Genomic DNA, 26,421 nt, shown 5'->3' on the forward strand with positions numbered 1-26,421 from the left:
GTCCTCCCCGGAGAACGGTCAGGCCCAGCCTCCTCCGCCGCCTGATCGTACTGGCCCTGCTCGGGGACGATCTTTCCGGAGCGCTCGCTCATGTGATCCACCTCACGATTCTCGGGACGTGCCCGAAAGGTAGCAGTCGCACCCCCGGGCGGCAAGGCACGCCACGCGGAATCACCCGGGGTTCGGCGTGTCCCGGCTCCTGCGCGGGAAACGGTTGCGCAGGAACTCCTGCGCCACCGCGGAGAGGTTCTCGATCGGCAGCCCGGCCGGGCAGACCTCCACGCAGTCGCCGAGCAGGGAGCACGGCCCGAACTGCTCCTCGGACGCGTCGATCACCTTGGCGGAGCGCTCCCGGCGCTCGGCGTCGTCCTTCGCCAGGGGCGGCAGCTCCCGCAGCATCGTGCCCACGAACAGCTGGCCGGACCCGTTCGGGCAGGACGCGACGCACGCCCCGCAGCTGATGCAGCCGCCGTTGGCCAGGGCCTTCATCGCCACCGGGAACTTGCCCGCCTTCGCCACCAGGCGCAGCGCCTTCTTGTCCACGGAGAGGTCCTGCTTCACCGGGAAGGACGACGCCCGCAGCGGCTCGATGCGCACGCGGTCCCCGTCCCGGTACGCCCCCAGGTGCTGCATGCAGCTCGCGGCGTTGCGCTCCGGGCCGTGCGCCACGCCGTCGACCGTCACCCCGCACTTGCCGCAGATCCCCTCGCGGCAGCCGTCGTCGAAGACCACCGGGTCCTCGCCGGCGGCCTCCAGCTGCGCGTTGATCCGGTCGAGCAGCTCGAGCACGGTCATGTCCGGGCTCGCGTCCGGGACGTCGTAGGCCGTGAAGTCCCCCGGCTCCTCCGGGGAGGGCTGGCGCCACACGTCCACGGTCAGGGAGAAGGTGCTCACTCGCTCGGGTCCTTGTCGTCTCGAAGGAGGTGGTCTCGAAGAAGGTCGTCCCGCCGGTGGGGAAGGGCGGTCACGGGGCTCAGCGGACCGCGCGGGCCAGCACGGCCACCGGGATCGTGGTGTTGCCGGCGGCCACCGCGGCGCCGAAGGCGTTCGCGGCGATCCGCAGCCGCCGCTGGGCCTGCCGGTCACCGGTCACGCCGACGTCGTTGGCGATCTCCGGGATGCCGTGCACCAGGTGGGCGGCCAGTGCCGCCATGGACAGGGCGTAGGCGGCGGCCACCGGCGGGCGGGAGAGGCTGGCCACGAGGTTGGCGTGGGCGCTGCCGTGCTCGAAGCCCCTGACCGCGGCGGGCCGGGCGCCCAGGGTCAGGTCGAGGACGTGGAAGACCGTGAACAGCCCGAGCACGCCGCCCGTGCTGCGCATCGAACGCTTCGCCACCGCCCACGGGGTGCGACGGCGACCCCGCGGGCGCCGGCCGGTGCGCGGCAGCAGCGTCCCGTTCGCCGCCCAGGACCGCGCGGTCAGCACCGCGGCGCCGCCCGCGTGGACGACGAGGCCCGCGGCGAGCACGGCGCGGGCCGCCCAGAGCACAGTGCCGCGCGGCAGCACGGGAGCACCGGCCGTGCGGAGGAACTCGGCGTAGGCGTTGTACTTCTCCTCGCCCTGGTAGATCTTCAGGTTGCCCAGCATGTGCACCAGCACGTAGCCCGAGAACAGGGCGCCGGAGGCGGCCATCGCGAGCTTGAGGTCGGCGTTCGGCACCGCGGGCAGCAGCCCGTCCGGCACGGAGCGGGTGGTGCCTGCGGGGCGGGGGGAGTCGTTCACGGCATTCATCCTAGGGGCGGTGCGGGCTGAGGAGTCACAAGTCTCAACGTCCTTGCGGAGGGGGCCTACTGCCGTTCGGCCAGGACACCTGCGATGCGATCGAGCGCCTCCTCATTCTGCAGCGAGGACCGGTCGCCCAGCGGGGCTCCCTCCCACAGCTGCGCGAGCAGTCGCCGGGTGATCTTCCCGGACCGGGTCTTCGGCAGGTCCGGGACCGCCACGACCGCCCGTGGCTTGGCGATCGGCCCGATCTCGTGCGCCACGTGCTCGCGCAGCACCGCGGTCAGTTCGTCAGCGGGGACTCGCCCGGCCTCGGGCGTCAGCACCACGTAGGCGAGCACGGCGTGCCCGGTCAGATCGTCGCGCACCGGCGCGGCGCCGGCCTCGACCACCCACGGGTGGGTGACGAGTGCCGACTCGATCTCGATGGTGGACAGCCGGTGCCCGGAGACGTTGATGACGTCGTCGACCCGCCCGAGGATGTAGATGTCCCCCTCCTCGTCGTAGCGGGCGCCGTCCCCGGCGAGGAACCACCCCTGCTCCGCGTAGGCCTCCCAGTAGGAGGACAGGTAGCGCTGCGGGTCGCCCCACACGGTGCGGGCCATCGACGGACCGGTCCGGTCCACCACCACGAAGCCCTGCACCCCGGGCGGGACGGCCTCCCCGGTCTCGTCGACCACGCGGGTCGAGATCCCGGGGACCGCACGGGTCGCGCAACCGGGCTTGAGCGCGGTGCGTGGCGCCCCGTCGTCGAACGTCCCCGGGGGCGCGAACTGCGGGTCGTGCGGGCGGGGGGACATCACGGCGGCGCCGGTCTCGGACTGCCACCACGTGTCCACGAACGGCACCTCGTCCCGGCCCAGCTGCGCCCGCAGCCAGCGCCAGGCCTCGGGGTTGATCGACTCCCCCACGGAGCCGAGCAGCCGGATCGAGTTGAGGTTGTAGAGCGGCGGGACGCCCCTCGGGAACGCGCCCATGAGCGAGCGGACCAGCGTGGGCGCCGTGTAGTAGGTGGTGACGCCGTAGCGCTCGATCACCTCGAAGTGCCGCCCCCAGTGCGGGGTGCTCGGGGTGCCCTCGTAGATCACCTCGGACACGCCGTTGACCAGGGGACCGTAGATCTCGTAGGTGTGCGCGGTGACCCAGGCGAGGTCGGCGGTGCACCAGTGCACGGCGGCGTCGACCTTCGCGGGGTCGTTGACCGTGGCCAGCTCGTCCGGGCGCAGGTGCCCCTCGTCGTCGGGCACGTCCGGGAGCAGGTCGAAGAGCAGGGCGTGCGTGTACGCGGCCTGGACGAGGTAGCCGCCCATGGTGTGCACCAGGCCCTTGGGCCGCCCGGTGGTCCCCGACGTGTAGATGATGAACAGCGGCGTCTCGGCGTCGAAGGCCTCGGGCACGTGCACGGCGGACTGCTCGGCGATCAGCTCGTGCCACCACACGTCCCGTCCGCGCGTCCACGGGACGGCGTCCTCCTCCTTGGAGTGCGTGCCCCGGGTGCCGCGCGGCAGGTCCGTGCGGCCCGGCCGCGAGGTGCGGCGCACGACGACGACGTGCTCGATCGCGTTGTCGCCGCCGGCGGCCTCGTCGGCGACGGCCTTCACGGGCACCACGGCCCCGCGCCGGTGCTGTCCGTCCGTGGTCACCAGGACCTTGGCGCCGGTGTCCTCGACGCGGAAGCGCAGCGCCTCGGCGGAGAACCCGCCGAAGTCCAGGGAGTGCACCGCGCCGATGCGGGCGCAGGCCAGCGTGATGATGACGGTCTCCGGGATGACGGGGAGGTAGATCACCACGCGGTCGCCCTGCTCCACGCCCAGCGCGAGCAGGGCGTTGGCGGCGCGGGAGACCTCCCGCTGCAGGTCGGCGTAGGTGTAGACCAGCCGGTCCCCGGGCTCGCCCTCGAAGTACAGGGCCACGTGGGCCCCGCGGCCGGCCTCGACGTGGCGGTCCACGCAGTTGTGGGCCACGTTGAGCCTCCCGCCCTCGAACCACGCGATCTCCGGGACCGACCACGCGGGGCGGCCCTGCTCGTCCGTCCCGATGCGCTCGGGACGCACGAACCGGTGGGCGGTGCTCCACGGCTCGGCCCAGTCCAGCCGGGACGCCTGGTCCACCCAGAACGCGATCCGGGCCTCGTCGGATCCGAGCGCGGGGTTCGGGGTGGGGGAGGAGGGGTTGCTCCAGCTCTGGCTCACGGTGCTGCGGTCCTTTCCTGCCTGCGCAGGTCCTGTCCGTCCAGGACCTGTCCGCGCAGGTCGTGCTCGCACGGACGGGTCCACTGTGCCAGGCGCACGTGTCAGGCCCATTTCTTGACGGCCCACTTCTCGAACACGCCCAGCAGCGCGTCCGAGGCCTTGCCGAGCACCGCGAGCAGGACGATCGCCAGCAGCAGGCGGTCGGTCCGGCCGTTGTTCTGCGAGTCGGTGAGCAACCAGCCCAGGCCCATGGACGCCCCCAGCAGCTCGGCGGCCACGAGGAACAGCCACGCCTGGGCCAGGGCGAGGCGCAGCCCCGAGATGACCGACGGCATGACGGCCGGCAGCTGCACCGTGGTGAGCAGGCGCAGCCCGTGGATCCCGAAGGCCCGCGCCGCCTCGATGAGGTTGCGGTCCACGTGCTGCAGGGCGGCGGAGACGGTGGTGTAGACGGGGAAGAACGCGCCGATGGCCACCAGCGTGACCTTGGAGTCCTCGCCGAGGCCGATCCACAGCAGCAGCAGCGGCACCCACGCCAGGGACGGCACCGCGCGGAAGGCCCCGATCGTGGGGCCGACCAGCGTGGACCCCCACCGGGAGAGGCCGATGAAGGACCCGGCCACGAGTCCCAGCCCGGCGCCGATCAGGAAGCCGATCAGCACGCGCTGGGTCGAGATGCCCACGTGGGTCCAGAGGTCCCCGCCGGACAGGAGGCCGATCCCGGCCTCGAGCACCGCGAGCGGTGCCGGCAGCTGCACGGCGCTGAAGACCCCGGCGGTGGACAGGACGTGCCACAGCACCAGCAGCGCCGCGGGCAGCAGCAGGCCCAGTCCGGTGCGCAGCAGCGGCCGCCGCCGGGAAGCCGCCGCCGCGGGGGCGGGTGAGTCGTCGATGTGCTCCGTGTCCTCGGCAGATGGCAGCGACTGCGTCACTCCTGGCCCCCGACCAGCTCCGCCGCGCGGGAGGCGTCGGCGTTCTCTGCGTAGGAGCTCTCCACGATGCTCCCGAGCGCCTCGTCGATCTGCTCCTGGTCGGCCACGTCGTCGGACTCGACGAAGATCGGCCCGACCTTCTCGAGGACCGCCAGCTGCTCGCCGCCGGGCACGTGGTCGATGTCCAGGTTCGTGCGCTCGAGCACCTTCTCGGCCACGGACAGCTCGATCCCGGCCGCCTCGGCGAGCAGCTGCGCGGTCTCCGCGGTGTTCTCCTGCGCCCACTCCCGGGCGTAGGCGTAGACGTCCACCACGGTCTGGGCGGCCTCGGGCTGCTCCTCGAGGAAGGTCTCGTGGGCGTTGAGGAAGCCGTACGTGTTGAAGTCGACGTTGCGGTAGAACAGCTCCGCGCCGTTCTCCTCCGCGGCGGCCATGATCGGGTCGAGCCCGGACCAGGCGTCCACCTGGCCGTTCTCCAGGGCGGCGCGGCCGTCGGCGTGCTGCAGGTTCTGGATCGTGACGTCGCCGGCGTCCACCCCGGCCTCGTCGAGGGCCTGGAGCAGGAAGAAGTACGGATCGGTGCCCTTGGTCGCGGCCACGGTACGGCCCTCGAGGTCCGCGACCTCCTCGATCCCGCTTCCTGCGGTGGTGACCAGGGCGGACCACTCCGGCTGCGAGTAGAGGTCGATCACCTGGATCGGGGTGCCGTTGCTGCGGGCCAGCAGCGCCGCGGAGCCCGCCGTGGAGCCGATGTCCACCGCCTCCGCCCGCAGCGCCTCGTTGGCCTTGTTCGACCCGGCGGACTGCACCCACTCCACCTCGATGCCCTCCTCGGCGAACGCGGTCTCGAGCCAGCCCTTCTCCTTGATCACCACGGACAGCGGGTTGTAGGTGGCCCAGTCCACGCGGACGGTGCCGTTCCCGGCCGCCTCCGACGGCGCCTCGCCGGAGCCCTCACCGGCCATGCACCCGGTCAGGCCCAGGGCCAGGGCGGCGGCGAGCGCGGGGATCGTGCGGACGGAACGCTGGGGCAGGGGCATGGCGGAGCCTTTCGGAGGAGGTGGACGGTGCCGGGCGGCGCGGGTGGGCGCCGGGGCCGGCCCGGGGCGGAGAGACGGAGCGGGCCGCGTCAGCGGGTCGCGGAGTGGTGGGTGTCGACGCCGAGGTGGCCGAGGAGCTGCACGCGCAGCTCCGCCAGGACCTCGGAGGCCCGGTCCCGGGGACGCTCCCCGGGGACGGTGAGGATCGTGCTGATCGAGGCGGGAGCGGTGGGCCCGGTCCGGCCCAGGACCACGATCCGGTCCGCGAGCTGCAGCGCCTCGTCGACGTCGTGGGTGACGAGCAGGACGGTGGTGGGCTGGGCGGCGTGGATCGTGAGCAGGAGGTCCTGCATCTTCAGCCGGGTCAGGGCGTCGAGCGCGCCGAAGGGCTCGTCGAGCAGCAGGACCCCGGGGTTGCGGGCCAGGGCCCGGGCCAGGGACGCGCGCTGGGCCATGCCGCCGGAGATCGCGCGGGGACGGTGACCCGCGTGCGCGGTGAGGCCGACCAGGCGCAGCAGGTCGTCGACGACGGCGTCCCCCTCGCCCCGGGGGAGCCCGCGGGGCAGGCCCAGGCGGACGTTCTCGCGCACGGAGCGCCACGGCAGCAGGCGCGGCTCCTGGAAGGCGACCGCGCAGCGCGGGTCGATCCCGGACACGGGGGTGCCGTCGATGAGCACCCGGCCCGCCGAGGCGGTGTCGAGTCCCGCCGCCGCACGCAGCAGGGTGGACTTGCCGCACCCCGAGGGTCCGAGGATCGCCAGGACCTCGCCGGGCAGGGCCGTCACGTCGACGTCCCGCAGGACGTGGTGCGTCTCGCCGCCGGACGGGAACGCCTTGCCGACGTGCTCGAACACCACGGAGAAGGCGCGCTTCGAGGTGGTGGACGGCACAGGGCTCCGCAGAGAAGTGCTCATGATCAACTCCATCGGTCCTGGCATTAGCACCTCGCACGGAGGATCAGACGGATCCGTGCCGGTTGCTGCGACGTCGACGAGCCAGGTCTCTCAGCCGCTCCGGATGGTTACGGGCCCATTGAACGTCCTCGGCGCGTCCCCTGGCAAATCCGGCGCATCCGTGGTCGCCGTGACAGATCGCTGGCACAGGAGCCCTGCGTGCCCCACCATGGACCCATGACGAGCCGCAGAACCCCGGCCCGGGCGGACCTGGTGCGCGACGCCTGCGTGGCGTTCGGCGCGGTCCTCGACGGGCTCGGCGACGACGACTCCTGGGCCGCCACGGGGTGCACGGGGTGGTCGGTCCGGGACCTCACCCACCACTGCGCGATGGACGCGCTGCGGGGGCTGGTCGCCCTGCACACGCCCACGACCGCCCGCCCCGACCGGGACGCCGCGACCTACTGGACCGACCGGGACGGCGACCCCGCGGGGGCCGCCGAGGACCGGCGCCGCACCCGCGTGGCCGCTTCCATGGTCCTGGACTGGGATCCGGTGCGAGAGCTCCACCGAGAGACCGCCCGGGCGCTCGTGCACGCGGCGGAGCACTGCGGCGGCGGCGCGGTCCGCACCCAAGGGCACGTGCTGCGCGTCGAGGACCTGCTGAGCACCCTCGCGGTGGAGGCCACGGTGCACCACCTGGACCTGATCCAGCACCTGGACGGCTCCCCGGGCCCCGCCGTGGACGGGCTCGCCGAGGTCCGGCGCATCCTCACCGACCTGTGGGAGCGGGAACCGCTCGAGCACTGGAGCGACGAGCACTTCGCCCGCGTGGGCACCGGCCGTGCGGAGCTGACCGCCCAGGAGCGCGCGGAGCTGGGCGCGCACGCGGACCTCCTGCCGCTCTTCTCCTGACCCCTCCCGCCTTCCGTGCGGTGACCGTCACGGTGCCACCGCGCGGAAGAGGGCAGGGGGCGGGTGCGGGTTCCGTGCCAGGCTGGTGCCATGACCCGCAACGACCCCGCCGTCATCGACCGCCTCATGACCCGGCCCGGCCGGTGGGCCGTGGTGGGACTCACCGGCAACACGGCCCGCCCGGCCCACTCGGTCGCCCGGCAGATCCGCGACGACCTCGGCATGACGATCGTCCCGGTGAACCCGAAGGGCGAGCCGGTGCACGGCGAGCCCGGCTACCGCACGCTCGCCGAGGTGCCCCGGCCGATCGACGTGGTGGACTGCTTCGTCAACTCCCGCCGCGTCGGCGCGGTCGTGGACCAGGCCATCGCCGCGGGTGCCGCGGCGGTGTGGCTGCAGCTGGGCGTCGTCGACGAGTCCGCGGCCGCCCGGGCGGAGCGGGCCGGTCTGGACGTGGTCATGGACACCTGCCCCCTGATCGAGCTCCGCTCCATGCTCCGGCGGGGCTGGACCGTGGACCCGGACCGGACCCCGCCGCTCGCCCCACCCGCCTGAGCGGACACCGTCCCGGTGCGGCCGGGGCCGCACGGGGGTTGCACGGGGTCCGGAGCGACCCGCTAAACTGACCTGCGACGACGATGACGAGTCCCGACGCGAAGCTCTGGCTGGTCGGGCGGCAACCCTCTCCCGTAGCGGGGTGCCCCAGATGAACATCGGGCCGCGGTGCACGTGCTCCGTGGCAAGTACGGCGCCCACCAGTGCGTCGGACCCGCGGGCAGGTCTCCACGACGCACGGGCGCGGGTCGGCATCGACCCGGGAGGACCACCCTTGAGCAAGCGCATCGCCCTGAACGCCTTCGACATGACCTGTGTGGGCCACCAGGCCCCCGGCCTGTGGAAGCACCCCCGCTCCCGGGCGGACGAGTACAACACGATCGAGTACTGGACGGACGTCGCCCAGGTCCTGGAGAAGGGGCTCTTCGACGCGCTGTTCCTCGCGGACGTCGTCGGGTACTACGACGTCTATCAGAACTCCGCGGCCCCGGTGATCCGGGACGCCACCCAGATCCCGGTCAACGACCCCTTCATGCAGATCTCCGCGATGGCGGCGGTGACGAAGCACCTCGGTTTCGGCGTGACCAGCGCGATCACCTATGAGCAGCCGTATCCGCTCGCCCGGAAGTTCGCGACCCTCGACCACCTGACGAAGGGCCGGATGGGCTTCAACGTGGTGACGTCCTACCTGAGGTCCGCCGCCGAGAACCACGGGCTGACCGAGCAGATCTCCCACGACGAGCGCTACGAGATCGCCGAGGAGTTCATGGAGGTCTGCTACAAGCTCTGGGAGGGCTCCTGGGAGGACGGCGCGGTCAAACGCGACCGGGCCGGCGGGGTCTTCGCCGACCCGGCGCTCGTCCACCCCATCCAGCACCACGGCAAGTACTTCGACGTCCCCGGCATCGGGCTGACCGAGCCGTCCCCGCAGCGCACGCCGCTGATCTTCCAGGCCGGTGCCTCGTCCCGGGGGCGCGCGTTCGCCGGCCGCCACGCGGAGGCGGTGTTCGTGGGCGGCATCCGCCCGGACCTGACCCGCGTGGTCACCGACAAGCTGCGCGACGAGGCGCAGGCCCAGGGCCGGGACCGGGACGACCTCAAGATCTTCGCGATGCTGCACGTGATCGTCGACGAGACCGACGCGAAGGCCGAGCAGAAGCGCCGCGACTACGAGCGGTACGCGGACGCCGACGGCGCGCTGGGCCTCGTGGGCGGCTGGTCCGGCGTGGACCTGGGCCGGTACGACGAGAACGACGTCCTGGAGTACATCAAGACCGACTCGATCCAGTCCTTCCTGACCCCGTTCACCACGGCCGACCCCCACAAGAAGTGGACGGTCAAGGAGGTCGCGAAGCACATCTCGATGGGCGGCATGGGCGTGCCCGTCGTCGGCTCCCCGCAGACCGTGGCGGACGAGCTGGAGCGGTGGATCGACGACGGCGGGCTGGACGGCATCAACCTGGCCTACCACGTGTCCCCGGGCTCGTTCGAGGACTTCGTGGAGTGGGTCGTGCCGGAGCTGCAGAAGCGCGGCCGCTACCGGACCGGGTACGAGGGCACCACGCTGCGGGAGAACCTCTACGGCGCGGGCCGGGCCAAGGTGCTCGGCACCCACCCCGCCGCCGCGTACCGGGGTGCCTACGAGGGGCGGCCGTCCGCCGCGGACACCCCCGCCCGCGAACCGGTCCTCTGACGCCCGTTCCCTGATCCCGGCGCCTGATCCCCCGGCGCCGCCGGAGGCCCGGGCACCGGCGCGATGGTCCCCGGGCAGGGACCGGAGGAGGCCCCCGCAACGGGGGGGCCTCCTCCGGTCCCGGTCAGGACGCCGGTGCGGCGCTCCAGCGCAGCAGGGCAGCCACGTCCGTGCCGTGGGGCAGCGCCCCCGGTGGCACGAAGACGGGGCGGCCGTCGGTCAGCACCGCGGCGCGCACCAGCGCGGCGTCGGCGGAGACCCGGCCGAGCACGCCGGCGCCCACGGCCTCCGACTCCTGGACGGCGATCCACGGCTCGGCGTCCAGGGCGATGAGCTCCTGCTCCGTGTCGAGGTGGGTGTCGTCGATGAGCAGCGTCTCCGCCTGGGCCTGCTGCAGGGCCGAGACGACAGGCTCCATCCCCGAGACGGCGGTCGGGTCGGCCCGCCCCTGCTGCTCGGCGAGCCGCTCGAGCAGATCCTGCTGACGGTGGGCCACGACCTCCGCCACGCGCTCCTCGACCTGGTGGTCGAAGTCGGCGGACTGGCTGCCCTCCGCGCGGGTGTTGGCGTCGACGACGCTCAGCATCGCCCGGGACGCCTTGGACAGCTGCTCCTCGACCAGGCTGCGGGCCCGCAGGTCCCCGGCCAGGACCACGAGCTGCGCCCCGCTCTCAGCGACGACCTTGTCGATCTGCTCGGCCACCTGCTCGGTGTTGCGCCGCCACACGTCCTCGGTGTGCCGCTGCCAGCGTGCCTGCGACCAGCCGCCCCCGGGGAACTTCTTCAGGTGCTCGGTCTCGCCCTCGATCTGCTGCTCGTCCACGGACCGGACGCTGCTGGCGCGCTGCAGGCAGATCTCGCCCCCGTCCCGGCCCACCTCGGCGACCACGTAGGGGAAGTCGTCCGGCCGGTGCCGGAACAGGGGAGTGAGGTCGGGGACGTCCTCCACCTGGACGACACCGCGGCCGGCCCGGGGACCGGGGAGGACCTCGTCGATCTCCACGGTGCCGCCGCGCACCAGCAGGTAGCGGCACACCGGGTCCGGCACGCCCTCGGCCGGGCGCACGGCGGCCTCCACAGCGGCCAGATCGGCCTTGCTCGCGCCCTGCTGCTCCAGCTCTCGGCAGATGTTCTCGGGAAGGACGTCGATGGCGTGCAGCGAGTCGACGGTGCCGGTGCTGATGTCCGTGTAGACGGTGCACCAGGGGCCGGCGCTCTTGAACAGTTCGGCGTAGCGGTGGAATCGGCTCGTCATGATCGACAACTCCTGCTGTTGAGCGGTGCTTCCTGTGGTGCAGACCACGTTATCCGACCACCAGAGGGGTGGGAACCGACGCCCGGACGAGTAGGGTCGGAGGCACACGACCGGTCGCACGACCGGCCATCCCGCTGGTCCCCACGACGCAGGAGGCATCCATGAGCGACGTACCCGAGTACGACGAGGCCGACCGGCTCGAGCAGTCGATCGACGCCGAGCCGCCGGAGCTGGACGACCAGGACGACGAGGCTCCGGTGCACACGCCCGACCGCTCGGAGGCGTCCTCCCTCGAGGCCAATCCCGACGACCTCGTGGAGCAGGACCAGGAGGTCGTCCTCGACGAGCCGCAGGAGACCTCCACGCTCGAGGAGGAGTGAGCCGCGGGCCGTGCGAGGGCACGAACCCTCGCACGGCCGTCACACGGCGGACCAGCCGCCGTCCGAGGGCATGATCACGCCGTTGACGTTGGAGGCGTCGTCGCTCGCGAGGAAGACGATGACGGCGGCGACCTGTTCGGGCGCGGCCGTGTAGGGGATGTTCTGCAGGAACCCCGCCATCCGCCCGGGGAAGAGGTCGGAGCCCATGGGCGCCCGGTCGCCCGTGTCCGTGGCGCCGGGGGCGACCGCGTTGGTGCGGATGCCGTCCGCCGCGTGCATGAGAGCGGTGCTCTTCGTCAGCCCGGCCAGCGCGTGCTGGGAGGCGGTGTAGGCCGCGCCCGCGGCGGAGCCGCGCAGGGACGCCTCGGACGTCACGTTGACGACCGCTCCTCGTCCGGAGACCCGCAGCAGCGGGATGGCCGCGCGGGTCAGCCGCATGACGGAGCCGACGTTGACGGCGAAGACCCGGTCCCACGTCGCGTCGTCGACCTCCGCGACGGACTCGAAGCGGTCCATGATCCCGCCGTTGTTGACCAGCACGTCGAGCCGGCCCTCGGTGGCCGCCAGCACGCGGCCCGCCGCGTCCTCGTCCGTGAGGTCCGCGAGCACGGGGAAGAGCGGCAGGCGCGGCTCGTCCGCCACCAGGGCCTCCAGCCGGCGCGCCGACCGGTCGACCACCACCACGGTGGCCCCTTCGGCGGCCAGCCGCAGCGCTGTGGCGCGCCCGATGCCCGAACCCGCCCCGGTGACGACGGCGGTCCTGCCGGTGAAGCGGTGGGTGTCCACGGTTCCTCCTGGGAGTGCGATACGTGCTCGGGCGGGTGCTCCCGCGGGCCGCGCGAGCCCTGGCGCAGCCCTCTTCATTGTGGTGCGGAACGGGCGCGGAAAAGTTCTCGGAAAAAATGTGACCTGCTGCATCCACGGAGGGGTCCACGGCAGTAGTACGGGTGCAAGGTCGATTCCGCTTCCGCCAGGGAGCCCGTTCAAGGAGCAGTTACCATGCGCAAGACTCTTTCCGCCGCAGCAGTCCTCGGCCTGGGTGCCGGTGCCCTCAGCATGAGCCCGGCGTTCGCCGCCGAGCACGCGGAGCTGTCCGTGCTCCACGGTGTGCCCGACACCGTCGTGGACGTCTACGTCAACGGGGAGCTCACCCTCGACGACTTCGCGCCGGGCACCCTGGCCGGCCCGCTCGAGCTGCCCGCCGGCAGCTACGACCTGGCCATCACGGCCCCCGACGCCGCCGACGCCTCGGAGCCGATCATCGGGCCCGTCACCGCGGACCTGCAGACCGGCATGAGCTACACGGCCGCGGCCCACCTCGACGCCGAGGGCAGCCCGACGGCCGCCCTGTTCACCAACGACATGTCCGAGATCGAGGCCGGGAAGTCGCACCTGACCGTCCGGCACGTGGCCGCCGCCCCGGCCGTGGACGTCCTCGCGGGCGACCAGGCGATCATCACCGGGCTCGAGAACCCGAACGAGGAGACCCTCCCGGTCGACGCGGGCACGGTCTCGGCGTCCGTGGCCGCCGCGGGCACCACCGAGCCGGTCATCGGCCCGGCCGATCTCCAGCTGGCCGAGGGCACCCACAACATCGTGTACGCGTGGGGCTCCCTCGAGGCCGGGAACCTGGCCCTCGCCGTCCAGACCCTGGAGGGCATGGAGCAGGCGCCCGAGGCGGTGCCCGGCGGCCAGTCCGGGCTCGCGGCCCAGGAGCAGCGCACGATGCTGACCGCGGGTCTCGCGGCCGCCGGTGCGCTCGGACTGATCGGCGCGGCCTTCGGGGCCCGCCGGGTGCTTGCGGGGAACCGCGGGTAGTGAGCCGTCCTGACAGGCACGGTCCGGGTGCGCGGCAGGCTGCGGCCCACCGTGCACCCGGACCGACAACTCCCGGCACCCGTCGTCGTCGTTTGGCGGCGGTGGGTGCCGGGGCGGTCGTCTCGGTGGCCCTGCTCGCGGCGGCGGCCGTCACCGCTCTTCCGGAGAGCGGGGGACCGCCGCCCGCGACCTCCCTGGCGGCGGGACCGTACCAGGGCGAGGACGCGGCGCCGGCGCTCGCCGGCCTCGGCCGTCCGGTCTCCGCGGAGGGCCCGGCGCAGTCCGCCGCGGCATCCGCGGAGATCCCGGTCGCCCCGGCCACCCAGGCGCCCGCCGAGAAGATCCCCGCCCCCGTGCGGGTGGTCGTGGACGGGTCCCCGATCGACATGCCGGTGGTCCCGGTGGGGGTCGAGGACAACGGGGCCATGACGATCCCGGACAACCACGTGGAGCTGGGCTGGTACCGGCACGGTCCGTCCCCCGGGGCGGAGGAGGGCGCCGCGGTCGTCGCCGGCCACGTCGACACCCTCACCGAGGTCACGCCGATGGCGCGGCTGCAGGACGTGCCGGTCGGGGCGGAGGTCCGGGTGGAGCGCGCGGACGGCAGCGTCCAGCGCTACCGCACCGAGTCCGTCGAGCACGTGCACAAGAAGTCCCTCGCGGAGGCGGACCTGTTCCGCCGCACCGGCGAGCCGGCGCTCCACCTCGTGACGTGCGGCGGGGAGTGGCTCGAGGAGATCGGGGACTACGAGGACAACGTGGTGCTGAGGGCCGTCCCGGTGCCCTGAGCGGCTGAGGGAGGCGAGGGGCGCATGACCGGATGGCCGGTGTCCACTAGGCTGGGCACGACGCGGACGCCGGGGCACCCACCGGTCGCCCGCCACCGTGACCTCCGGCCCACGAGGAGCCCTTCCACGATGCCGACGCCGCCCCCGGAATGGGGACCCGAGCTCGACACCGCGTTCGCCGCGGGGGACGAGCAGGCGCTGAGTGCCGCGTACCGGCACTGCGCCGGGGTCGTCCGGGGTCTCGCCGTCCGGGCCCTGCGCGACGACGCGGCGGCGGACGACGTGGTGCAGGAGGTCTTCATCCGGGCGTGGAAGTACCGCTCCGGCTACCGGCCCGAGCACTCCTCGGCCCCCGCCTGGCTCATCGGCATCGCGCGCAACTGCATCGCCGATGCCGCGAGGACCGCAGGCCGCGAGGCGGAGCGGCGCCGGGCGGACGCGGTGCGCACCGACCGGGAGCCGCGGCACGAGGAGTCGGACCTGCTGGTGGACCGGCTCGTGGTGCGGGCGGAGGTCGAGCGGCTCGGGCCGCCCCGGTCGACGATCCTGGCGCTGGCCTTCTACGAGGAACTCACGCACCAGCAGATCGCACGGCAGCTGGACCTGCCCCTTGGCACGGTCAAGAGCCACCTGAGGCGCGGCCTCACGAACCTACGGACACGATTGGGAGACGGTCATGGCACACCTGAGTGAGGAGACGCTGACGCTCCTGGCTCTGGGTGAGGCCGGAGACCCCCGGAGCCAGGAGCACGTCGCCGCCTGCCCCGACTGCGCGGCCGAGCTCGCGTCCCTGCAGCGGGTGGTGCGCGCCGGCCGAGCCGAGGCGCCCGTCCTGACGGCCCCCGGTCCCGGGGTCTGGGCCGCGATCCACGCCGAGCTGGGCCTCTCCGACGCGGTCGCGGCCGACCCGCTCGCCGGCGTCCGCGGCGACGCCGCGGACGCCGCACAGGACGCCACGGGTCCCGCGGACAGCACGACGGCGGGCGACGGCGCGGGGTCCGGCGGGGCGACCGTCGTCGAGCTCGACGCGCGCCGGCGCAGGCCCCGGCGCGGGGTGCCGTACCCGCTGGCCGCCGCGGCGGCCGCCGCGGCGCTGCTCGTGGGCGGGGTCTCGGTCTGGGGCGCGCAGCGGCTGGGCCTGGAGCCGGAGCCCACGGTGCTGGCCACCGCCGAGCTGGAGCCCCTGGCCGGCTACACCGCCCGCGGCTCGGCCGAGGTGGACGAGCGCCCGGACGGGTCCCGTCAGCTGGTGGTGCGGACCGATCCCGCCGACGTGGACGGGTTCAAGGAGGTCTGGCTGCTCGCCCCCGACGCGCAGCGGATGGTGAGCCTGGGCGTGATGGCCGGGGAGGAGGGCGTGTTCGTGCTGCCCGAGAACCTGGACGTCGGGGAGTTCCCGGTCGTGGACGTCTCGAACGAGCCGATCGACGGCGACCCGACGCACTCGGGGGACTCGATCGTGCGCGGGGTCCTGGAGGTCTGAGCGCGGGCCGGCGTCCTCAGAGCAGGGCCGAGGTCAGACGGGCCACGTTGTCGGCGTACTTGTGCCACAGCGGCCGCCGGTTCCAGGCGTCGAAGTCCAGCAGGGTGCTGGCCTCGTGGAACTCGGCGACCACGGCGTCCATCCGCCGCCGGAAGTCGCGGTCCGCGATGAAGACCGAGACCTCGAGGTCCAGGGCGAAGGAGCGTTCGTCCATGTTGGAGGAGCCGATCACGGACACGTAGTCGTCCACGAGCACGAACTTGGCGTGCAGCACGGTGGGGGCGCGGTACCGGTAGATCTTCACGCCGGCCTCGACGAGTTCCTGGTAGTACGAGTTCTGGGCGTGGTAGGCGAGGACGTGGTCCGAGGTCTCGCCCACGAACAGCTGCACGTCCACCCCGGAGTGGGCCTCGGTGGTCAGCGCGTGCATCAGCGACTCGTCCGGCACGAAGTACGGGCTGGCGATGACGATCTGCTCGTTGGCGTTGTAGATCAGGTGGTTGAACAGGCGGAGGTTGTTCTCCGTCTCGAACCCGGGACCGGAGGGCACGACCTGGGCGAAGACCGGTCCCTGGGTGACCGGAAGATCGCGGGCGGCCTCGTCGAGCAGGAGGTCGCCGGTCTCGGAGTACCAGTCGCTCGTGAACAGGGCGTTGAGCTCGGCGACCACGGGACCGGTGCACTCGAGCATCAGGTCCTTCCATTCGAGGCCCTTCCGGCGGTTCCGGCGCTTGTTGTAGGAGCGGTGGATGATGTTCTGCGAACCGGTCCACGCGGAGCTCCCGTCGACCACGAGGATCTTGCGGTGGTTGCGCAGGTCGGGCCGCTGCCACTCGCCCTTCCACGGCCGGACGGGCAGCATGCGCTGCCACGGCAGCCCGGCCTCGTCGAAGCGCCTGATCATCTGCCGGTACCCCGGGTAGCCCACGGAGCCCAGGTGGTCGATGAGCACCCGCACCCGCACTCCCCGCCGGTGGGCGCGCACGAGGGCCTCCAGCAGGGGGCGCGAGGCGTCGTCGATGGCCACGATGTAGAACTCGAAGTGGACGTAGTCCTGCGCCCGGTCCACCGCGTCCGCCATGCTCCGCATGGCCTCGTGGTTGTCGGTGTGGATCTCGAAGGAGTTGCCGCCGACCATGGGCAGGGCGCCGAGCTTGTAGTTCAGGGACGCGGTGGAGCTGACCCACTCGGGCAGCAGCTCGTCGGTGTTGCCCATGATGTGGAAGTCCGGGGTGTTCTCGCGGATGACGTCGTTCATCTTCGCCTGCATGGCCATCCGCTTCTTCGGCAGCTTGGCGGAGCCGATGGCCAGGAACAGCAGGATCCCCAGATACGGCAGCAGGAAGATCGCGAGCAGCCAGGCCAGGGCCACGGAGGGCCTCCGGTTGTGGGGGATCCAGCCCAGGGCCACCAGGTTGATCACCAGACCGAGCACCAGCACGACGAGCGTCGCGGCCTCCGGGAGGAAGTGCGCGGGGATGCCGCTGAAGGGGAACAGGGCCTGGGTCACCTCGCCAGTCTAGGTTCCGCGGTGGCGCGGGCTACGCGGGGCGCGGCAGGACGTAGTCGGTCTCCGGGCCGGTGGTCTCGCGGTGGACGAAGCCCGCGGCGATGAGCACCTGCTCGGCCGGGGCGTTGCCCCCGGGCACGCTGGCGCGCACCCCCGTGACGGCGGGGTCCACGAACGCCACACCCAGCAGCGCGGCCATGCCCTCCTGCGCGTAGCCCCGGTTCCGGCGGTTCGCGGACAGGGACCCCACGATCTCGAGCTCGTCGTCGATCGGGGGACCCACGAAGCCGGCCGTGCCGACGATCTCTCCGCTCGACTTCTCCACGATGGCCAGGCGCGCGTACGCGGACTCCGTGAAGAAGTAGCCCCCGGCCAGGAGGGACTCGCGGGCGAAGTCCATGTCCTCGGCGGTCGGGAAGCCGTGGGCGAAGTGGGCCGCGTGCTCGCCGGCCGCCACGGCGTCGAGCTCCTCGGCGGTGAAGGGCCGGAGCAGGAGGCGTTCCGTCTCCAGGACGGGTGCGGGGCGCTGGGCCTCGAGTTCCTCGGTCATGCTGGTGCTGCTTTCTGCGGGCGGGAGTGCCGACGGTAGAGGGATGGATCCGGGGGCGGGTGTCGGGGACCCGCCCCCGGGGGGATCAGCCGAAGTGCTTCGGCAGCGTGCCCTCGTGCGCGGTGCGCAGCTCGTCCAGGTCGATGCCGAACTCGCTCTGCACGTCGAGCGCGCGGTTCTCGGTGTCCACCACGCCGATCCGCGTGTGCGGATAGGCGCGCATGGTGCACATGTCCTTGAAGCGGACCTCCTCGCTGCGCGGCACGGCCACCACGGCCCGTCCCTGGGTCTCGGAGAAGAGCATGGTGAACAGATCCACGCCGTCCCGCTCGCACACCTCGCCCAGCCCGATCCGCGCACCGGTGTCGAAGCGCAGCGCCATCTCGGCAAGGGTGGCCGCGAGGCCGCCCTCGGCGACGTCGTGCGCGGCGTCGATCATGCCGTCCCGGGACATGTTGATCAGCAGGTCGCCGAGCAGCTTCTCCTGGGCGAGGTCCACGGCCGGGGGGAGCCCGCCGAGGTGCCCGCGCAGGTTCGCCCACTCGGAGCCGTCCAGCTCGTCCTGGGTGGTCCCGAGAAGGTAGATCGCCTGGCCGTCCTCGCGCCAGCCCGACGGCGTGCGCCGCCGGACGTCGTCGAGCACGCCCAGCATCGCCACCACGGGCGTCGGGTGGATCGCCACACCGCCGGTCTGGTTGTAGAGGGACACGTTGCCGCCCGTCACGGGCACCCCCAGCTGCCGGCAGCCGTCGGCGAGCCCGCGCACGGCCTCGGCGAACTGCCACATGGTCTCGGGGTCCTCGGGGGAGCCGAAGTTCAGGCAGTCGGAGACGGCCGCGGGGCGGGCGCCGGAGGTCGCCACGTTGCGGTAGGCCTCGGCCAGGGCCAGCTGCGCGCCGGCGTACGGGTCCAGGTAGGCGTAGCGGCCGTTGCAGTCGGTGGACAGGGCCACGCCGAGGCCGGTCTCCTCGTCCACGCGGACCACCCCGGCGTCGTCGGGCATGGCCATGGCGGTGTTGCCCTGCACGTAGCGGTCGTACTGGTCGGTGACCCAGTCCTTGGCGCACAGGTTGGGCGAGGCCATGAGCTCCAGGACGGCGTTGCGCAGCTCGGCGCCGGAGGGCCGGCCGGCATCGGCGGGCGAGCCGGAGAAGTGGTCCGCCTGCAGCCGGTCCTGGTCCGCGGGGCGGGTGTAGGGCCGGTCGTAGACGGGGCCCTCGTGGGCGACCGTGCGGGGGTCGACGTCGACGATGACCTCGTCGTCCCACTCGATCACGAGCCGGCCGGTGCCGGTGACCTCGCCGATCCAGGAGTGCTCGACGTCCCACTTGTCCATCACGGCCTCGAAGGCGGTGGCCTTCTCGGGGGTCACGACCGCCATCATGCGCTCCTGGGACTCCGACATGAGGATCTCGCCCGGGGTGAGGGTGGGGTCGCGCAGGAGCACCTGGGTCAGGTCCACGTGCATGCCGCCCTCGCCGTTGGAGGCCAGCTCCGAGGTGGCGCACGAGATGCCCGCGGCCCCGAGGTCCTGGATGCCCTCCACGAGGGAGCCCTTGAACAGCTCCAGGCAGCACTCGATGAGCACCTTCTCCGCGAACGGGTCGCCCACCTGGACGGCCGGCCGCTTCGACGGCTTGGCGTCGTCGAAGGACTCCGAGGCGAGCACGGAGGCGCCCCCGATGCCGTCGCCGCCGGTGCGGGCACCGAACAGCACCACCTTGTTGCCCACGCCGGAGGCGTTGGCGAGGCGGATGTCCTCGTGGCGCATCACGCCCACGGCGAGCGCGTTGACGAGCGGGTTGCCCTGGTAGCAGGAGTCGAACACGACCTCCCCGCCCACGTTGGGCAGACCCAGGGAGTTGCCGTAGCCGCCCACGCCCGCCACCACGCCGTGGACCACGCGCGCCGTGTCCGGGTGGTCGATCGCCCCGAAGCGCAGCGGGTCCATGACGGCCACGGGCCGGGCGCCCATCGAGATGATGTCGCGCACGATCCCGCCGACGCCCGTGGCGGCGCCCTGGTAGGGCTCCACGTAGGACGGGTGGTTGTGGGACTCGATCTTGAAGGTCACGGCCCAGCCGTCCCCGAGGTCGGTGACTCCGGCGTTCTCGCCGATGCCGACCAGCAGGTCCTTCTTCATCTCCTCGGTAACCTTCTCGCCGAACTGGCGCAGGTGGACCTTGGAGGACTTGTAGGAGCAGTGCTCGGACCACATGACCGAGTACATCGCCAGCTCCGCCGCGGTGGGCCGGCGGCCGAGAATCTTCTTGATCTCCTCGAACTCGTTGTCCTTGAGGCCCAGTTCGGCCCAGGGCAGCCCGGTGTCGGGGGTGGCCGTCGCGTGCTCGACGGTGTCCAGGTTGAAGTGCTTGTCGCTCATGGAGTGCTCGGTGTCCCTTACTTGACCAGTGTCTTGAGGGCGGAGACGAACAGGCCCAGCCCGTCCGTGCCGTCGCGCATGCCGACCTCGCCGGAGGCCGAGGAGTCCGCGCCGAAGCCCGGCTCGACCGCGTGCTCCGGGTGCGGCATGAGGCCCACCACGTTGCCGCCGGCGTTGCAGATCCCGGCGATGTCCCGGCGGGAGCCGTTGGGGTTGCCCCCGACGTAGCGGAACACCACACGGCCCTCCGCCTCGAGGGCGTCGAGGGTCCGCTCGTCGGCCACGTACTGGCCGTCCTGGTTCTTGAGCGGGACCACGATCTCCTGGCCCTGCCCGAACTCCGTGGTCCACACGGTCGTGGCGTTCTCCACGCGCAGGCGCTGGTCCTGGCACAGGAACTTCAGGCGCTCGTTCTTGATCATCGAGCCCGGCAGCAGGTGCGACTCGGTGAGCATCTGGAAGCCGTTGCAGATCCCGAGGACCGGCAGCGGGGCCGACCCCGAGGTGCCCGCGGCGTTCGCGCCCTCGATGATCCGGTCCATGATCGGCGCGAACCGGGCGATGGCCCCGGCGCGCAGGTAGTCGCCGTAGGAGAAGCCGCCGGGCAGGATCACGGCGTCGACGTCCTGCAGGTCCTCGTCGGCGTACCAGAGGGGGACCGGGCTGCCGCCGGCGAGCACGACGGCCCGCGCCGCGTCGCGGTCGTCGAGGGTGCCGGGGAAGGTCACGACGCCGACGCGCGCGCCGGCGAGCTCGGTGTCCGGCGCGGGAGCGGAGAGGTCCGCGATCAGAGGGGTCTCGAGGCCGGGCATGCTCAGTTCACCTCGGTCTCGTCGAGCACGGCCACGCGCACGACGTCCTCGATGACGGGGTTGGAGAGCAGCTTCACGGCGGCCTCGCGGGCCTGGGCCAGCGCGTCCTCCGTGGCCTCGCCGTCGACGGTCAGCTCGAAGCGCTTGCCCTGCCGGACACCGGTGAAGCCGTCCAGGCCGATGCGGGGCAGTTCGTTGGCGATCGCCTTGCCCTGCGGGTCAAGGATCTCGGGCTTGGGCATGACGTCGACAACAATGCGGGCCATCGAAGAACTCCTGAGGGTCGAGCAGCGGGCCGGGATCCGGCGAACGACAGCCATTCTATCGGTCCGGGCACACCGGTCGTGCCGCGCCCGGACCGCCCGGCAGGTGTGGTACGGGTCACCGGCCGGTCTCCCGGAGTTCTCCAAGGCGCGTCCGGTAGACCGAGGTGCCATGAGCACCGCACCGGGGCCCGCAGCGGTGGACGCCGACGACGCGCGGCTCGTCCCCGTCTACCGCCGGGTCCTGACGCTCGTGGGGATCGGCACCGTCCTCGGTGCGCTGACCGAGCTGGCGATGCTGCGGCACTGGCAGGGGCCCGCCCAGCTGGTGCCCTGGGCGGTCCTGGCCGTGCTGCTGCTCGGCGCCGTGGCGTGGCTGGTGCGGCGCACCACCGGGACGGCCCGCAGTGTGCGGGTCGCCGCGGCCGTCTCCGTGCTCGGAAGTGCCTACGGCGTCTACGAGCACGTCCTGGCCAACCTGCGGGCCGGTCCGCTGGACCCGCGGTACGCCGAGGTCTGGGACTCGATGTCGGGCGCGGCCCAGCTGTGGGCGGCGACCAGCGGGGCCGTCGGGCCGTCTCCCGTGCTCGTCCCCGGGACGATGGGCCTGGCCGGGGTGCTGCTGTGGCTCGCCGTCCTCGGCTGGCGGCACGGGACGACCTGAGCCCGGGCCGCCGTCCGCCGCGCCGAACGCACCGGTCTTTCCGAGAGCGGCGCATTCGTGCCGCCGTGGAGGGGCGTCGCGGTGGCTTCGGCGAGGGAACGGGGCGCGACAACCCTGATCCGAGCACCTAAAGTGAACAGCGTGCTGATCATCGGGTGAGTTCGGTGAGCGGCGCGTGCACCGACCGGAACCCCGCCCACGGAAGGACCCACGCCATGAGCCAGCCAGAACAGCAGCAGGAGGTCCCCGGCGTCCAGGCCGAGATGACCCCCGTCCCGGACTGCGGCGAGCAGAGCTACCGCGGCTCCGGCAAGCTCGAGGGCAAGGCCGCGATCGTCACCGGCGGGGACAGCGGCATCGGCCGCGCCGCCGCGATCGCCTACGCCCGGGAGGGCGCCGACGTCCTGATCGCCTACCTCGAGGAGGACGACGACGCCCAGGACACCGCCCGCTGGATCGAGGAGGCCGGGCGCAGGGCCGTCCTGGTCCGCGGAGACCTCTCGGACCCGGCCCACTGCCGGGCCGTCGTCGAGAAGGCCGTGCAGGAGTTCGGCCGGCTCGACGTGCTCGTCTCCAACGCCGCCTACCAGATGAGCCACGACAGCCTCGACGAGATCAGCGACGAGGAGTGGGACTACACGTTCCGGCTCAACGTCGGCGCCATGTTCCACCTCACCAAGGCCGCGGTGCCGCACATGGCCCCGGGGTCCTCGATCATCGGCAGCTCCTCGGTGCAGTCGGACCAGCCGTCCCCGCAGCTGGCGCCTTACGCGGCCACGAAGGCCGCGGTCGCGAACTTCTCCGCCGGGCTCGCGCAGATGCTGGGGGAGAAGGGCATCCGGGTCAACAGCGTGGCGCCGGGCCCGATCTGGACGCCGCTGATCCCCGCCACCATGCCCCCGGAGAAGGTGGGGTCCTTCGGCGACGACGTCCCCCTGGGCCGCGCCGGCCGGCCCGCCGAGCTCGCACCCGTCTACGTGCTGCTGGCCTCGGACGACGGCAGCTACATCTCCGGGTCGCGGGTCGCCGTGACCGGGGGCAAGCCGATCCTCTGACCCCGAGTCCCCGTCCCGGGCCCCCGCCGAACCCACCGCTTCCGCCCGAGAACAGTGCCCGAGTGCCACAGTGCCCGGCGCAGCGGTGAGTTCGGCGCGAAGAGTGCGGCGGAGGGAGCGAGGAGGGACGGCAGGAGGACGTCGGGCGGTGCTGGAACAATGAGCCCATGACCCAGCACCCTGCGACGACCACCCCCGGACTCAGCGGCCGGGAGGCCGAGCGGCTGGCGGACGCCCTCGAGGCCCGGGACGTGACGGTCTTCGTGGACGGCACCTCGCTGCGCCTGCCGGAGGGGGCGCGCGACGCCGTCCTTGACCTCCTGTCCCGGCTGACCCGCGGGGAGACCGTCACGGTGACGTCCGCCGCGGTGACGTCCGGCGCGGAGCCGCCGACGGACTCCGAGGATCTGCTCACCACGTCGCAGGCGGCCGCGCTCGCCGGGATCTCGGCCACGTACCTGCGCAACCTCACCACCGAGGGCGTCCTCCCCGTGCAGTACCGGGGCAGCCACCGCCGGGTCCGGCGCTCGGACGTCCAGGCCTGGCTCGCGCGCCACGGGGAGGACGGGGCTGCCTCCACCTCCCCGGAGGACCTGCTGACCACCTCTCAGGCGGCCGCGCTCGCCGGGATCTCGGCCACGTACCTGCGCAACCTCACCACAGAGGGCGTCCTACCCGTGCAGTACCGGGGCAGCCACCGCCGGGTCCGGCGGTCCGACGTCCAGGCCTGGCTCGCGGGGCGGCGGCGTTCCGACGACGACGGCGCCCCTGCTCCGGGCTGATCCCGGCTCAGACGAAGCGGGCCACGACCCAGCCGTCGACCACGTCGACCGCCGCCGCCCGGAGGTCCTTGGCCGGATCCGGCGGTGCCTCCCGGCCGGCGGCCAGGGCCAGACGGGATCCCACGAAGCGTCCGTCGGGGGCGAAGACCCAGAAGTGGTTGGGGCACTCGAACGTCTCGGCGCGCCCGGTCGCCTCCCGGCACACGGTGGCCTGCTGGTGCGTGCAGGTGTTGCGCAGCACGTGCAGGGCACCCCCGGCATCGCGGGTGACGACCACCTGTCCCGTGCTGGAGGGAGCGGTCACGAAGTCGAGCGGGTCCGGCACGGCGGAGACCGCCACGATCCGTTCCCAGCCTCCGGCGGACTCGCCGGGATCGGTCACGCCGCCGCCCCGTCGGTGGCGTGGGACGGGTCGAGGACCTCGAGCGCCGCGCCGAGCCGGTGGCGCAGCGGCTCTGCGCGGCGGGCGAACTCCCGCTGCCGGCGCACGTACTCGGCCTTGCCCTCGGGGGTCTCGATCCGCACGGGCTCGTAGCCCCAGCCGGCGAGGTCGTAGGGCGCCGCCTGCATGTCCGTCTCCCGCACGTCCCACGCCAGCACGAAGCAGTCCATTAGCAGCTCGGACGGGATCGCCGGGACGAGCTTGTACGCCCACTTGTAGAGGTCCATGGTGGCGTGCAGGCAGCCCGGCTGCTCCATCCGGCGCTGGGACTCCCGGGTGGGCTGCAGCTCGTTCAGCGGCACGGCCTGCGGCTGGAAGAACCGGTACGCGTCGAAGTGGGTGCACCGGATCCTGGCGGACTCCACGACGGCGTCCGTGCCCGCCGCCCCGAGCCGCAGCTCGAGCTGCTCGTGGCGGAGGTCGTTGGCCTCCGAGCGGTAGGCCATCGCCCACTCGTGGAGGCCGAAGCAGCCGAAGAAGCCCGGGTTGCCCGCGTGCGCGCCCAGCACCGCCCGGGCGAAATCGATCGCGGGCGCCCGCCGGTCCCGGACGGCGCCGTCGTCGACGGCCACGGCCCCGTCCCGGGCGGAGAGGCCGAGGGCTGCGAGCTCGGGGCCGGTGAGCGGGCGGTAGGACTTCTCCCGGACCCGCTCGGCGGCGTCCAGCAGCACGGTGCCCGCCCCGGGGTGCCAGCGCTTCAGCTGCGCCGGCTTGAGCGTGTAGTAGGTGAACAGGAAGTCCTCGACCGGGTGCTTCTGCCCGCGATGGCGGCGGGCCACGAACGGGTCCGCGTAGCGCGCCGCGCGCTGCTCGTGGGCGTGCGCCCGCGGCGCCCACTCGTCGTGGGACAGGACGACGACGGGGCGGGTCACCGGACCCGCCCCGTCGTCGACGGACCGGTGGAGCGCGGCACGGTGGTCAGCGGCCGGTCCCCGCGTAGACCGTGGCCTCCTCCTCGGAGTCCAGGCCGAAGGCGTGGTGCACCACCCGCACGGCCTCGTCGAGCCGGTCGGCGGCCGTGACCACCGAGATCCGCACCTCGGAGGTGGAGATCATGTCGATGTTGATGTTCGCGCCGGCGAGCGCCTCGAAGAACGTGAACGTCACCCCGGGGTTCGACTTCATGCCCGCGCCCACGAGGGAGAGCTTGCCGACCTCGTCGTCGTACTCCAGGCCCGCGTAGCCGATCTTTTCCTCGGCGGCGCGCAGCAGGCTCATGGCCAGGTCCCCCTGGGACTCGTCCACCGTGAAGGAGAGGTCCGTCAGGGGGTTGTCGCCGGTGGAGATGTTCTGGACGATCATGTCCACGTTGACCTTCGCCTCGGCGAGCAGCCGGAAGATCCGGGCGGCGATGCCGGGCCGGTCGGGAACCCCGACGACGGTGACCTTCGCCTGCGTGCGGTCGTGGGCGATGCCGGCGATGAGCGGCTGTTCCAACGGGATCTCCTTCGGGGAGGTGGCGGCGTCTTCGGGGCCCGGGATGACCCAGGTGCCCTCGTTGTGGGTGAAGGACGAGCGGACGTGCAGCTTCACGCCGAAGCGGCGGGCGTACTCGACGCAGCGCAGGTGCAGGATCTTCGCACCGTTGGCGGCGAGCTCGAGCATCTCCTCGCTGCTGACCACGTCCAGCTTGCGCGCCTTGGGCGCGATGCGGGGGTCGGCGGTGAACACCCCGTCGACGTCGGAGTAGATCTCGCAGACGTCGGCGTCCAGGGCGGCGGCCAACGCCACGGCAGTGGTGTCCGAGCCGCCGCGGCCCAGGGTGGTGATGTCCTTGGTGGAGCGGTGCACGCCCTGGAACCCGGCGATGATCGCGATGTTGCCCTGGTCCAGGGACTCGCGCACGCGCTGCGGGTTCACCTCCACGAGCAGGGCGGCGCCGTGGGCGCCGTCGGTGACCATCCCGGCCTGGGACCCGGTGAAGGACTGGGCCGGGGCGCCCATCCCGGACACCGCCATGGCCAGCAGCGCCATCGACATGCGCTCACCGGCGGTGAGCAGCATGTCGAGCTCGCGAGCCGGCGGCTTGCGGGTGACCTCGTGGGCGAGGTCCAGGAGCTCGTCCGTGGTGTCGCCCATCGCGGAGACGACGACGACGACGTCGTGGCCCCGGTTGCGCGTCTCGACGATCCGCCGTGCAACGCGGCGGATGCCGTCGGCGTCCGCGACGGAGGATCCACCGAACTTCTGCACGATCAGGCTCATGGGTTCAACTCCTGTGGTCGAGGTGGCCGGGCTCCGGCGGTCGGCCCGGTCCGTGCCCCTGCTCCCCGCGGCAGGGCACCAGGACATC

27 protein-coding genes and 2 riboswitches are annotated in these 26,421 nt (G+C 72.7%); of the genes, 11 read left to right on the plus strand and 16 right to left on the minus strand.

Annotation, left to right across the window (positions count from 1 at the left end; translation table 11 throughout):
* Positions 1 to 171: 171 nt before the first annotated feature.
* The 6 genes from ACFYE1_RS15140 to ACFYE1_RS15165 form a co-directional block, all read right to left on the minus strand.
* Positions 172 to 894, minus strand: a complete 723-nt coding sequence (locus ACFYE1_RS15140) for a 2Fe-2S iron-sulfur cluster-binding protein (protein ID WP_387744589.1) — start codon at positions 892 to 894, stop codon at positions 172 to 174.
* Between the two features lie 79 nt (positions 895 to 973).
* Positions 974 to 1,732, minus strand: a complete 759-nt coding sequence (locus ACFYE1_RS15145) for a succinate dehydrogenase (protein WP_387744592.1) — start codon at positions 1,730 to 1,732, stop codon at positions 974 to 976.
* A gap of 56 nt (positions 1,733 to 1,788) precedes the next feature.
* Positions 1,789 to 3,915 carry an AMP-binding protein gene (locus ACFYE1_RS15150; RefSeq protein ID WP_449274642.1) on the minus strand — a complete coding sequence of 709 codons (2,127 nt, stop codon included), beginning with the start codon at positions 3,913 to 3,915 and terminating at the stop codon, positions 1,789 to 1,791.
* Positions 3,916 to 4,016: 101 nt separating this feature from the next.
* Positions 4,017 to 4,760, minus strand: a complete 744-nt coding sequence (locus tag ACFYE1_RS15155) for an ABC transporter permease (protein ID WP_387744719.1) — start codon at positions 4,758 to 4,760, stop codon at positions 4,017 to 4,019.
* An 83-nt stretch (positions 4,761 to 4,843) separates the two neighbouring features.
* A complete protein-coding gene (locus ACFYE1_RS15160; RefSeq protein ID WP_387744598.1) occupies positions 4,844 to 5,887 on the minus strand; it encodes an aliphatic sulfonate ABC transporter substrate-binding protein in 1,044 nt (347 codons plus the stop codon).
* 89 nt (positions 5,888 to 5,976) lie between these two features.
* A complete protein-coding gene (locus ACFYE1_RS15165) occupies positions 5,977 to 6,801 on the minus strand; it encodes an ABC transporter ATP-binding protein (RefSeq protein WP_387744601.1) in 825 nt (274 codons plus the stop codon).
* Between the two features lie 5 nt (positions 6,802 to 6,806).
* Positions 6,807 to 6,911: riboswitch (SAM riboswitch) on the minus strand.
* 106 nt (positions 6,912 to 7,017) lie between these two features.
* Here ACFYE1_RS15165 and ACFYE1_RS15170 point away from each other — a divergent pair.
* The 3 genes from ACFYE1_RS15170 (at position 7,018) to ACFYE1_RS15180 (ending at position 9,943) form a co-directional block, all read left to right on the plus strand.
* Positions 7,018 to 7,695 (plus strand): maleylpyruvate isomerase N-terminal domain-containing protein, encoded by a 678-nt coding sequence (locus ACFYE1_RS15170; protein ID WP_387744604.1) that lies wholly within the window; start codon positions 7,018 to 7,020, stop codon positions 7,693 to 7,695.
* Between the two features lie 90 nt (positions 7,696 to 7,785).
* On the plus strand, positions 7,786 to 8,250 hold the full coding sequence (locus ACFYE1_RS15175) for a CoA-binding protein (protein WP_387744607.1): 465 nt from the start codon (positions 7,786 to 7,788) through the stop codon (positions 8,248 to 8,250).
* An 82-nt stretch (positions 8,251 to 8,332) separates the two neighbouring features.
* A riboswitch (SAM riboswitch) is annotated at positions 8,333 to 8,447 on the plus strand.
* Between the two features lie 77 nt (positions 8,448 to 8,524).
* On the plus strand, positions 8,525 to 9,943 hold the full coding sequence (locus tag ACFYE1_RS15180; RefSeq protein WP_387744609.1) for an LLM class flavin-dependent oxidoreductase: 1,419 nt from the start codon (positions 8,525 to 8,527) through the stop codon (positions 9,941 to 9,943).
* A 124-nt stretch (positions 9,944 to 10,067) separates the two neighbouring features.
* On the opposite strand, the gene ACFYE1_RS15185 is transcribed toward ACFYE1_RS15180, so the two are convergent.
* Positions 10,068 to 11,198 carry a baeRF2 domain-containing protein gene (locus ACFYE1_RS15185; protein WP_387744612.1) on the minus strand — a complete coding sequence of 377 codons (1,131 nt, stop codon included), beginning with the start codon at positions 11,196 to 11,198 and terminating at the stop codon, positions 10,068 to 10,070.
* Between the two features lie 161 nt (positions 11,199 to 11,359).
* On the opposite strand from ACFYE1_RS15185, the gene ACFYE1_RS15190 reads away from it, so the two are divergent.
* Positions 11,360 to 11,578 carry a hypothetical protein gene (locus ACFYE1_RS15190; RefSeq protein WP_387744615.1) on the plus strand — a complete coding sequence of 73 codons (219 nt, stop codon included), beginning with the start codon at positions 11,360 to 11,362 and terminating at the stop codon, positions 11,576 to 11,578.
* Between the two features lie 39 nt (positions 11,579 to 11,617).
* On the opposite strand, the gene ACFYE1_RS15195 is transcribed toward ACFYE1_RS15190, so the two are convergent.
* Positions 11,618 to 12,364 (minus strand): SDR family NAD(P)-dependent oxidoreductase, encoded by a 747-nt coding sequence (locus tag ACFYE1_RS15195; RefSeq protein WP_387744618.1) that lies wholly within the window; start codon positions 12,362 to 12,364, stop codon positions 11,618 to 11,620.
* Between the two features lie 213 nt (positions 12,365 to 12,577).
* On the opposite strand from ACFYE1_RS15195, the gene ACFYE1_RS15200 reads away from it, so the two are divergent.
* The 4 genes from ACFYE1_RS15200 to ACFYE1_RS15215 all read left to right on the plus strand — a co-directional run bounded on the left by ACFYE1_RS15200 (position 12,578) and on the right by ACFYE1_RS15215 (position 15,667).
* Positions 12,578 to 13,396 (plus strand): DUF4397 domain-containing protein, encoded by an 819-nt coding sequence (locus ACFYE1_RS15200; RefSeq protein WP_387744621.1) that lies wholly within the window; start codon positions 12,578 to 12,580, stop codon positions 13,394 to 13,396.
* A gap of 101 nt (positions 13,397 to 13,497) precedes the next feature.
* Positions 13,498 to 14,184 carry a class F sortase gene (locus tag ACFYE1_RS15205; protein ID WP_387744624.1) on the plus strand — a complete coding sequence of 229 codons (687 nt, stop codon included), beginning with the start codon at positions 13,498 to 13,500 and terminating at the stop codon, positions 14,182 to 14,184.
* Positions 14,185 to 14,313: 129 nt separating this feature from the next.
* Entirely contained in the window at positions 14,314 to 14,877 is a 564-nt protein-coding gene (locus ACFYE1_RS15210; RefSeq protein ID WP_387744627.1) for an RNA polymerase sigma factor, read from the plus strand.
* On the plus strand, positions 14,861 to 15,667 hold the full coding sequence (locus tag ACFYE1_RS15215; RefSeq protein ID WP_387744630.1) for an anti-sigma factor: 807 nt from the start codon (positions 14,861 to 14,863) through the stop codon (positions 15,665 to 15,667). The genes ACFYE1_RS15210 and ACFYE1_RS15215 overlap by 17 nt, the downstream gene beginning before the upstream one ends.
* A gap of 16 nt (positions 15,668 to 15,683) precedes the next feature.
* Here ACFYE1_RS15215 and cls read toward each other — a convergent pair whose 3' ends face one another.
* From cls to purS, 5 genes are all read right to left on the minus strand, one after another.
* The gene (gene cls / locus ACFYE1_RS15220; protein ID WP_387744633.1) at positions 15,684 to 17,177 is read right to left on the minus strand and encodes a cardiolipin synthase; all 1,494 of its coding nucleotides are present in this window, start codon (positions 17,175 to 17,177) and stop codon (positions 15,684 to 15,686) included.
* A 31-nt stretch (positions 17,178 to 17,208) separates the two neighbouring features.
* Positions 17,209 to 17,727, minus strand: coding sequence for a GNAT family N-acetyltransferase (locus tag ACFYE1_RS15225; protein WP_387744635.1), 519 nt, complete (start codon positions 17,725 to 17,727; stop codon positions 17,209 to 17,211).
* Between the two features lie 85 nt (positions 17,728 to 17,812).
* Positions 17,813 to 20,110: a phosphoribosylformylglycinamidine synthase subunit PurL gene (purL, locus tag ACFYE1_RS15230; RefSeq protein WP_387744638.1), complete on the minus strand. Its 2,298-nt coding sequence runs from the start codon at positions 20,108 to 20,110 to the stop codon at positions 17,813 to 17,815.
* A 17-nt stretch (positions 20,111 to 20,127) separates the two neighbouring features.
* Positions 20,128 to 20,922: a phosphoribosylformylglycinamidine synthase subunit PurQ gene (purQ, locus tag ACFYE1_RS15235; RefSeq protein ID WP_387744641.1), complete on the minus strand. Its 795-nt coding sequence runs from the start codon at positions 20,920 to 20,922 to the stop codon at positions 20,128 to 20,130.
* Between the two features lie 2 nt (positions 20,923 to 20,924).
* Entirely contained in the window at positions 20,925 to 21,188 is a 264-nt protein-coding gene (gene purS / locus ACFYE1_RS15240) for a phosphoribosylformylglycinamidine synthase subunit PurS (protein ID WP_387744644.1), read from the minus strand.
* A gap of 169 nt (positions 21,189 to 21,357) precedes the next feature.
* On the opposite strand from purS, the gene ACFYE1_RS15245 reads away from it, so the two are divergent.
* The 3 genes from ACFYE1_RS15245 to ACFYE1_RS15255 all read left to right on the plus strand — a co-directional run bounded on the left by ACFYE1_RS15245 (position 21,358) and on the right by ACFYE1_RS15255 (position 23,686).
* A complete protein-coding gene (locus tag ACFYE1_RS15245) occupies positions 21,358 to 21,849 on the plus strand; it encodes a hypothetical protein (protein WP_387744647.1) in 492 nt (163 codons plus the stop codon).
* Positions 21,850 to 22,064: 215 nt separating this feature from the next.
* Positions 22,065 to 22,904 (plus strand): SDR family oxidoreductase, encoded by an 840-nt coding sequence (locus ACFYE1_RS15250; RefSeq protein ID WP_387744650.1) that lies wholly within the window; start codon positions 22,065 to 22,067, stop codon positions 22,902 to 22,904.
* 167 nt (positions 22,905 to 23,071) lie between these two features.
* Positions 23,072 to 23,686: a helix-turn-helix domain-containing protein gene (locus ACFYE1_RS15255; RefSeq protein ID WP_387744653.1), complete on the plus strand. Its 615-nt coding sequence runs from the start codon at positions 23,072 to 23,074 to the stop codon at positions 23,684 to 23,686.
* Between the two features lie 7 nt (positions 23,687 to 23,693).
* Here ACFYE1_RS15255 and ACFYE1_RS15260 read toward each other — a convergent pair whose 3' ends face one another.
* From ACFYE1_RS15260 to ACFYE1_RS15270, 3 genes are read right to left on the minus strand one after another with little or no spacing between them, the layout of a single operon-like run.
* Positions 23,694 to 24,068, minus strand: a complete 375-nt coding sequence (locus ACFYE1_RS15260) for a Rieske 2Fe-2S domain-containing protein (RefSeq protein ID WP_387744656.1) — start codon at positions 24,066 to 24,068, stop codon at positions 23,694 to 23,696.
* Positions 24,065 to 25,000, minus strand: a complete 936-nt coding sequence (locus ACFYE1_RS15265) for a 3-methyladenine DNA glycosylase (protein ID WP_387744659.1) — start codon at positions 24,998 to 25,000, stop codon at positions 24,065 to 24,067. Before ACFYE1_RS15265 ends, ACFYE1_RS15260 begins: the two co-directional genes overlap by 4 nt.
* A 46-nt stretch (positions 25,001 to 25,046) precedes the next feature.
* On the minus strand, positions 25,047 to 26,333 hold the full coding sequence (locus ACFYE1_RS15270; RefSeq protein WP_387744662.1) for an aspartate kinase: 1,287 nt from the start codon (positions 26,331 to 26,333) through the stop codon (positions 25,047 to 25,049).
* Between the last annotated feature and the right edge of the window lie 88 nt (positions 26,334 to 26,421).

The sequence above is a fragment of the Kocuria nitroreducens genome (assembly GCF_042879195.1).
Taxonomy (GTDB): Bacteria; Actinomycetota; Actinomycetes; order Actinomycetales; family Micrococcaceae; genus Kocuria; species Kocuria nitroreducens.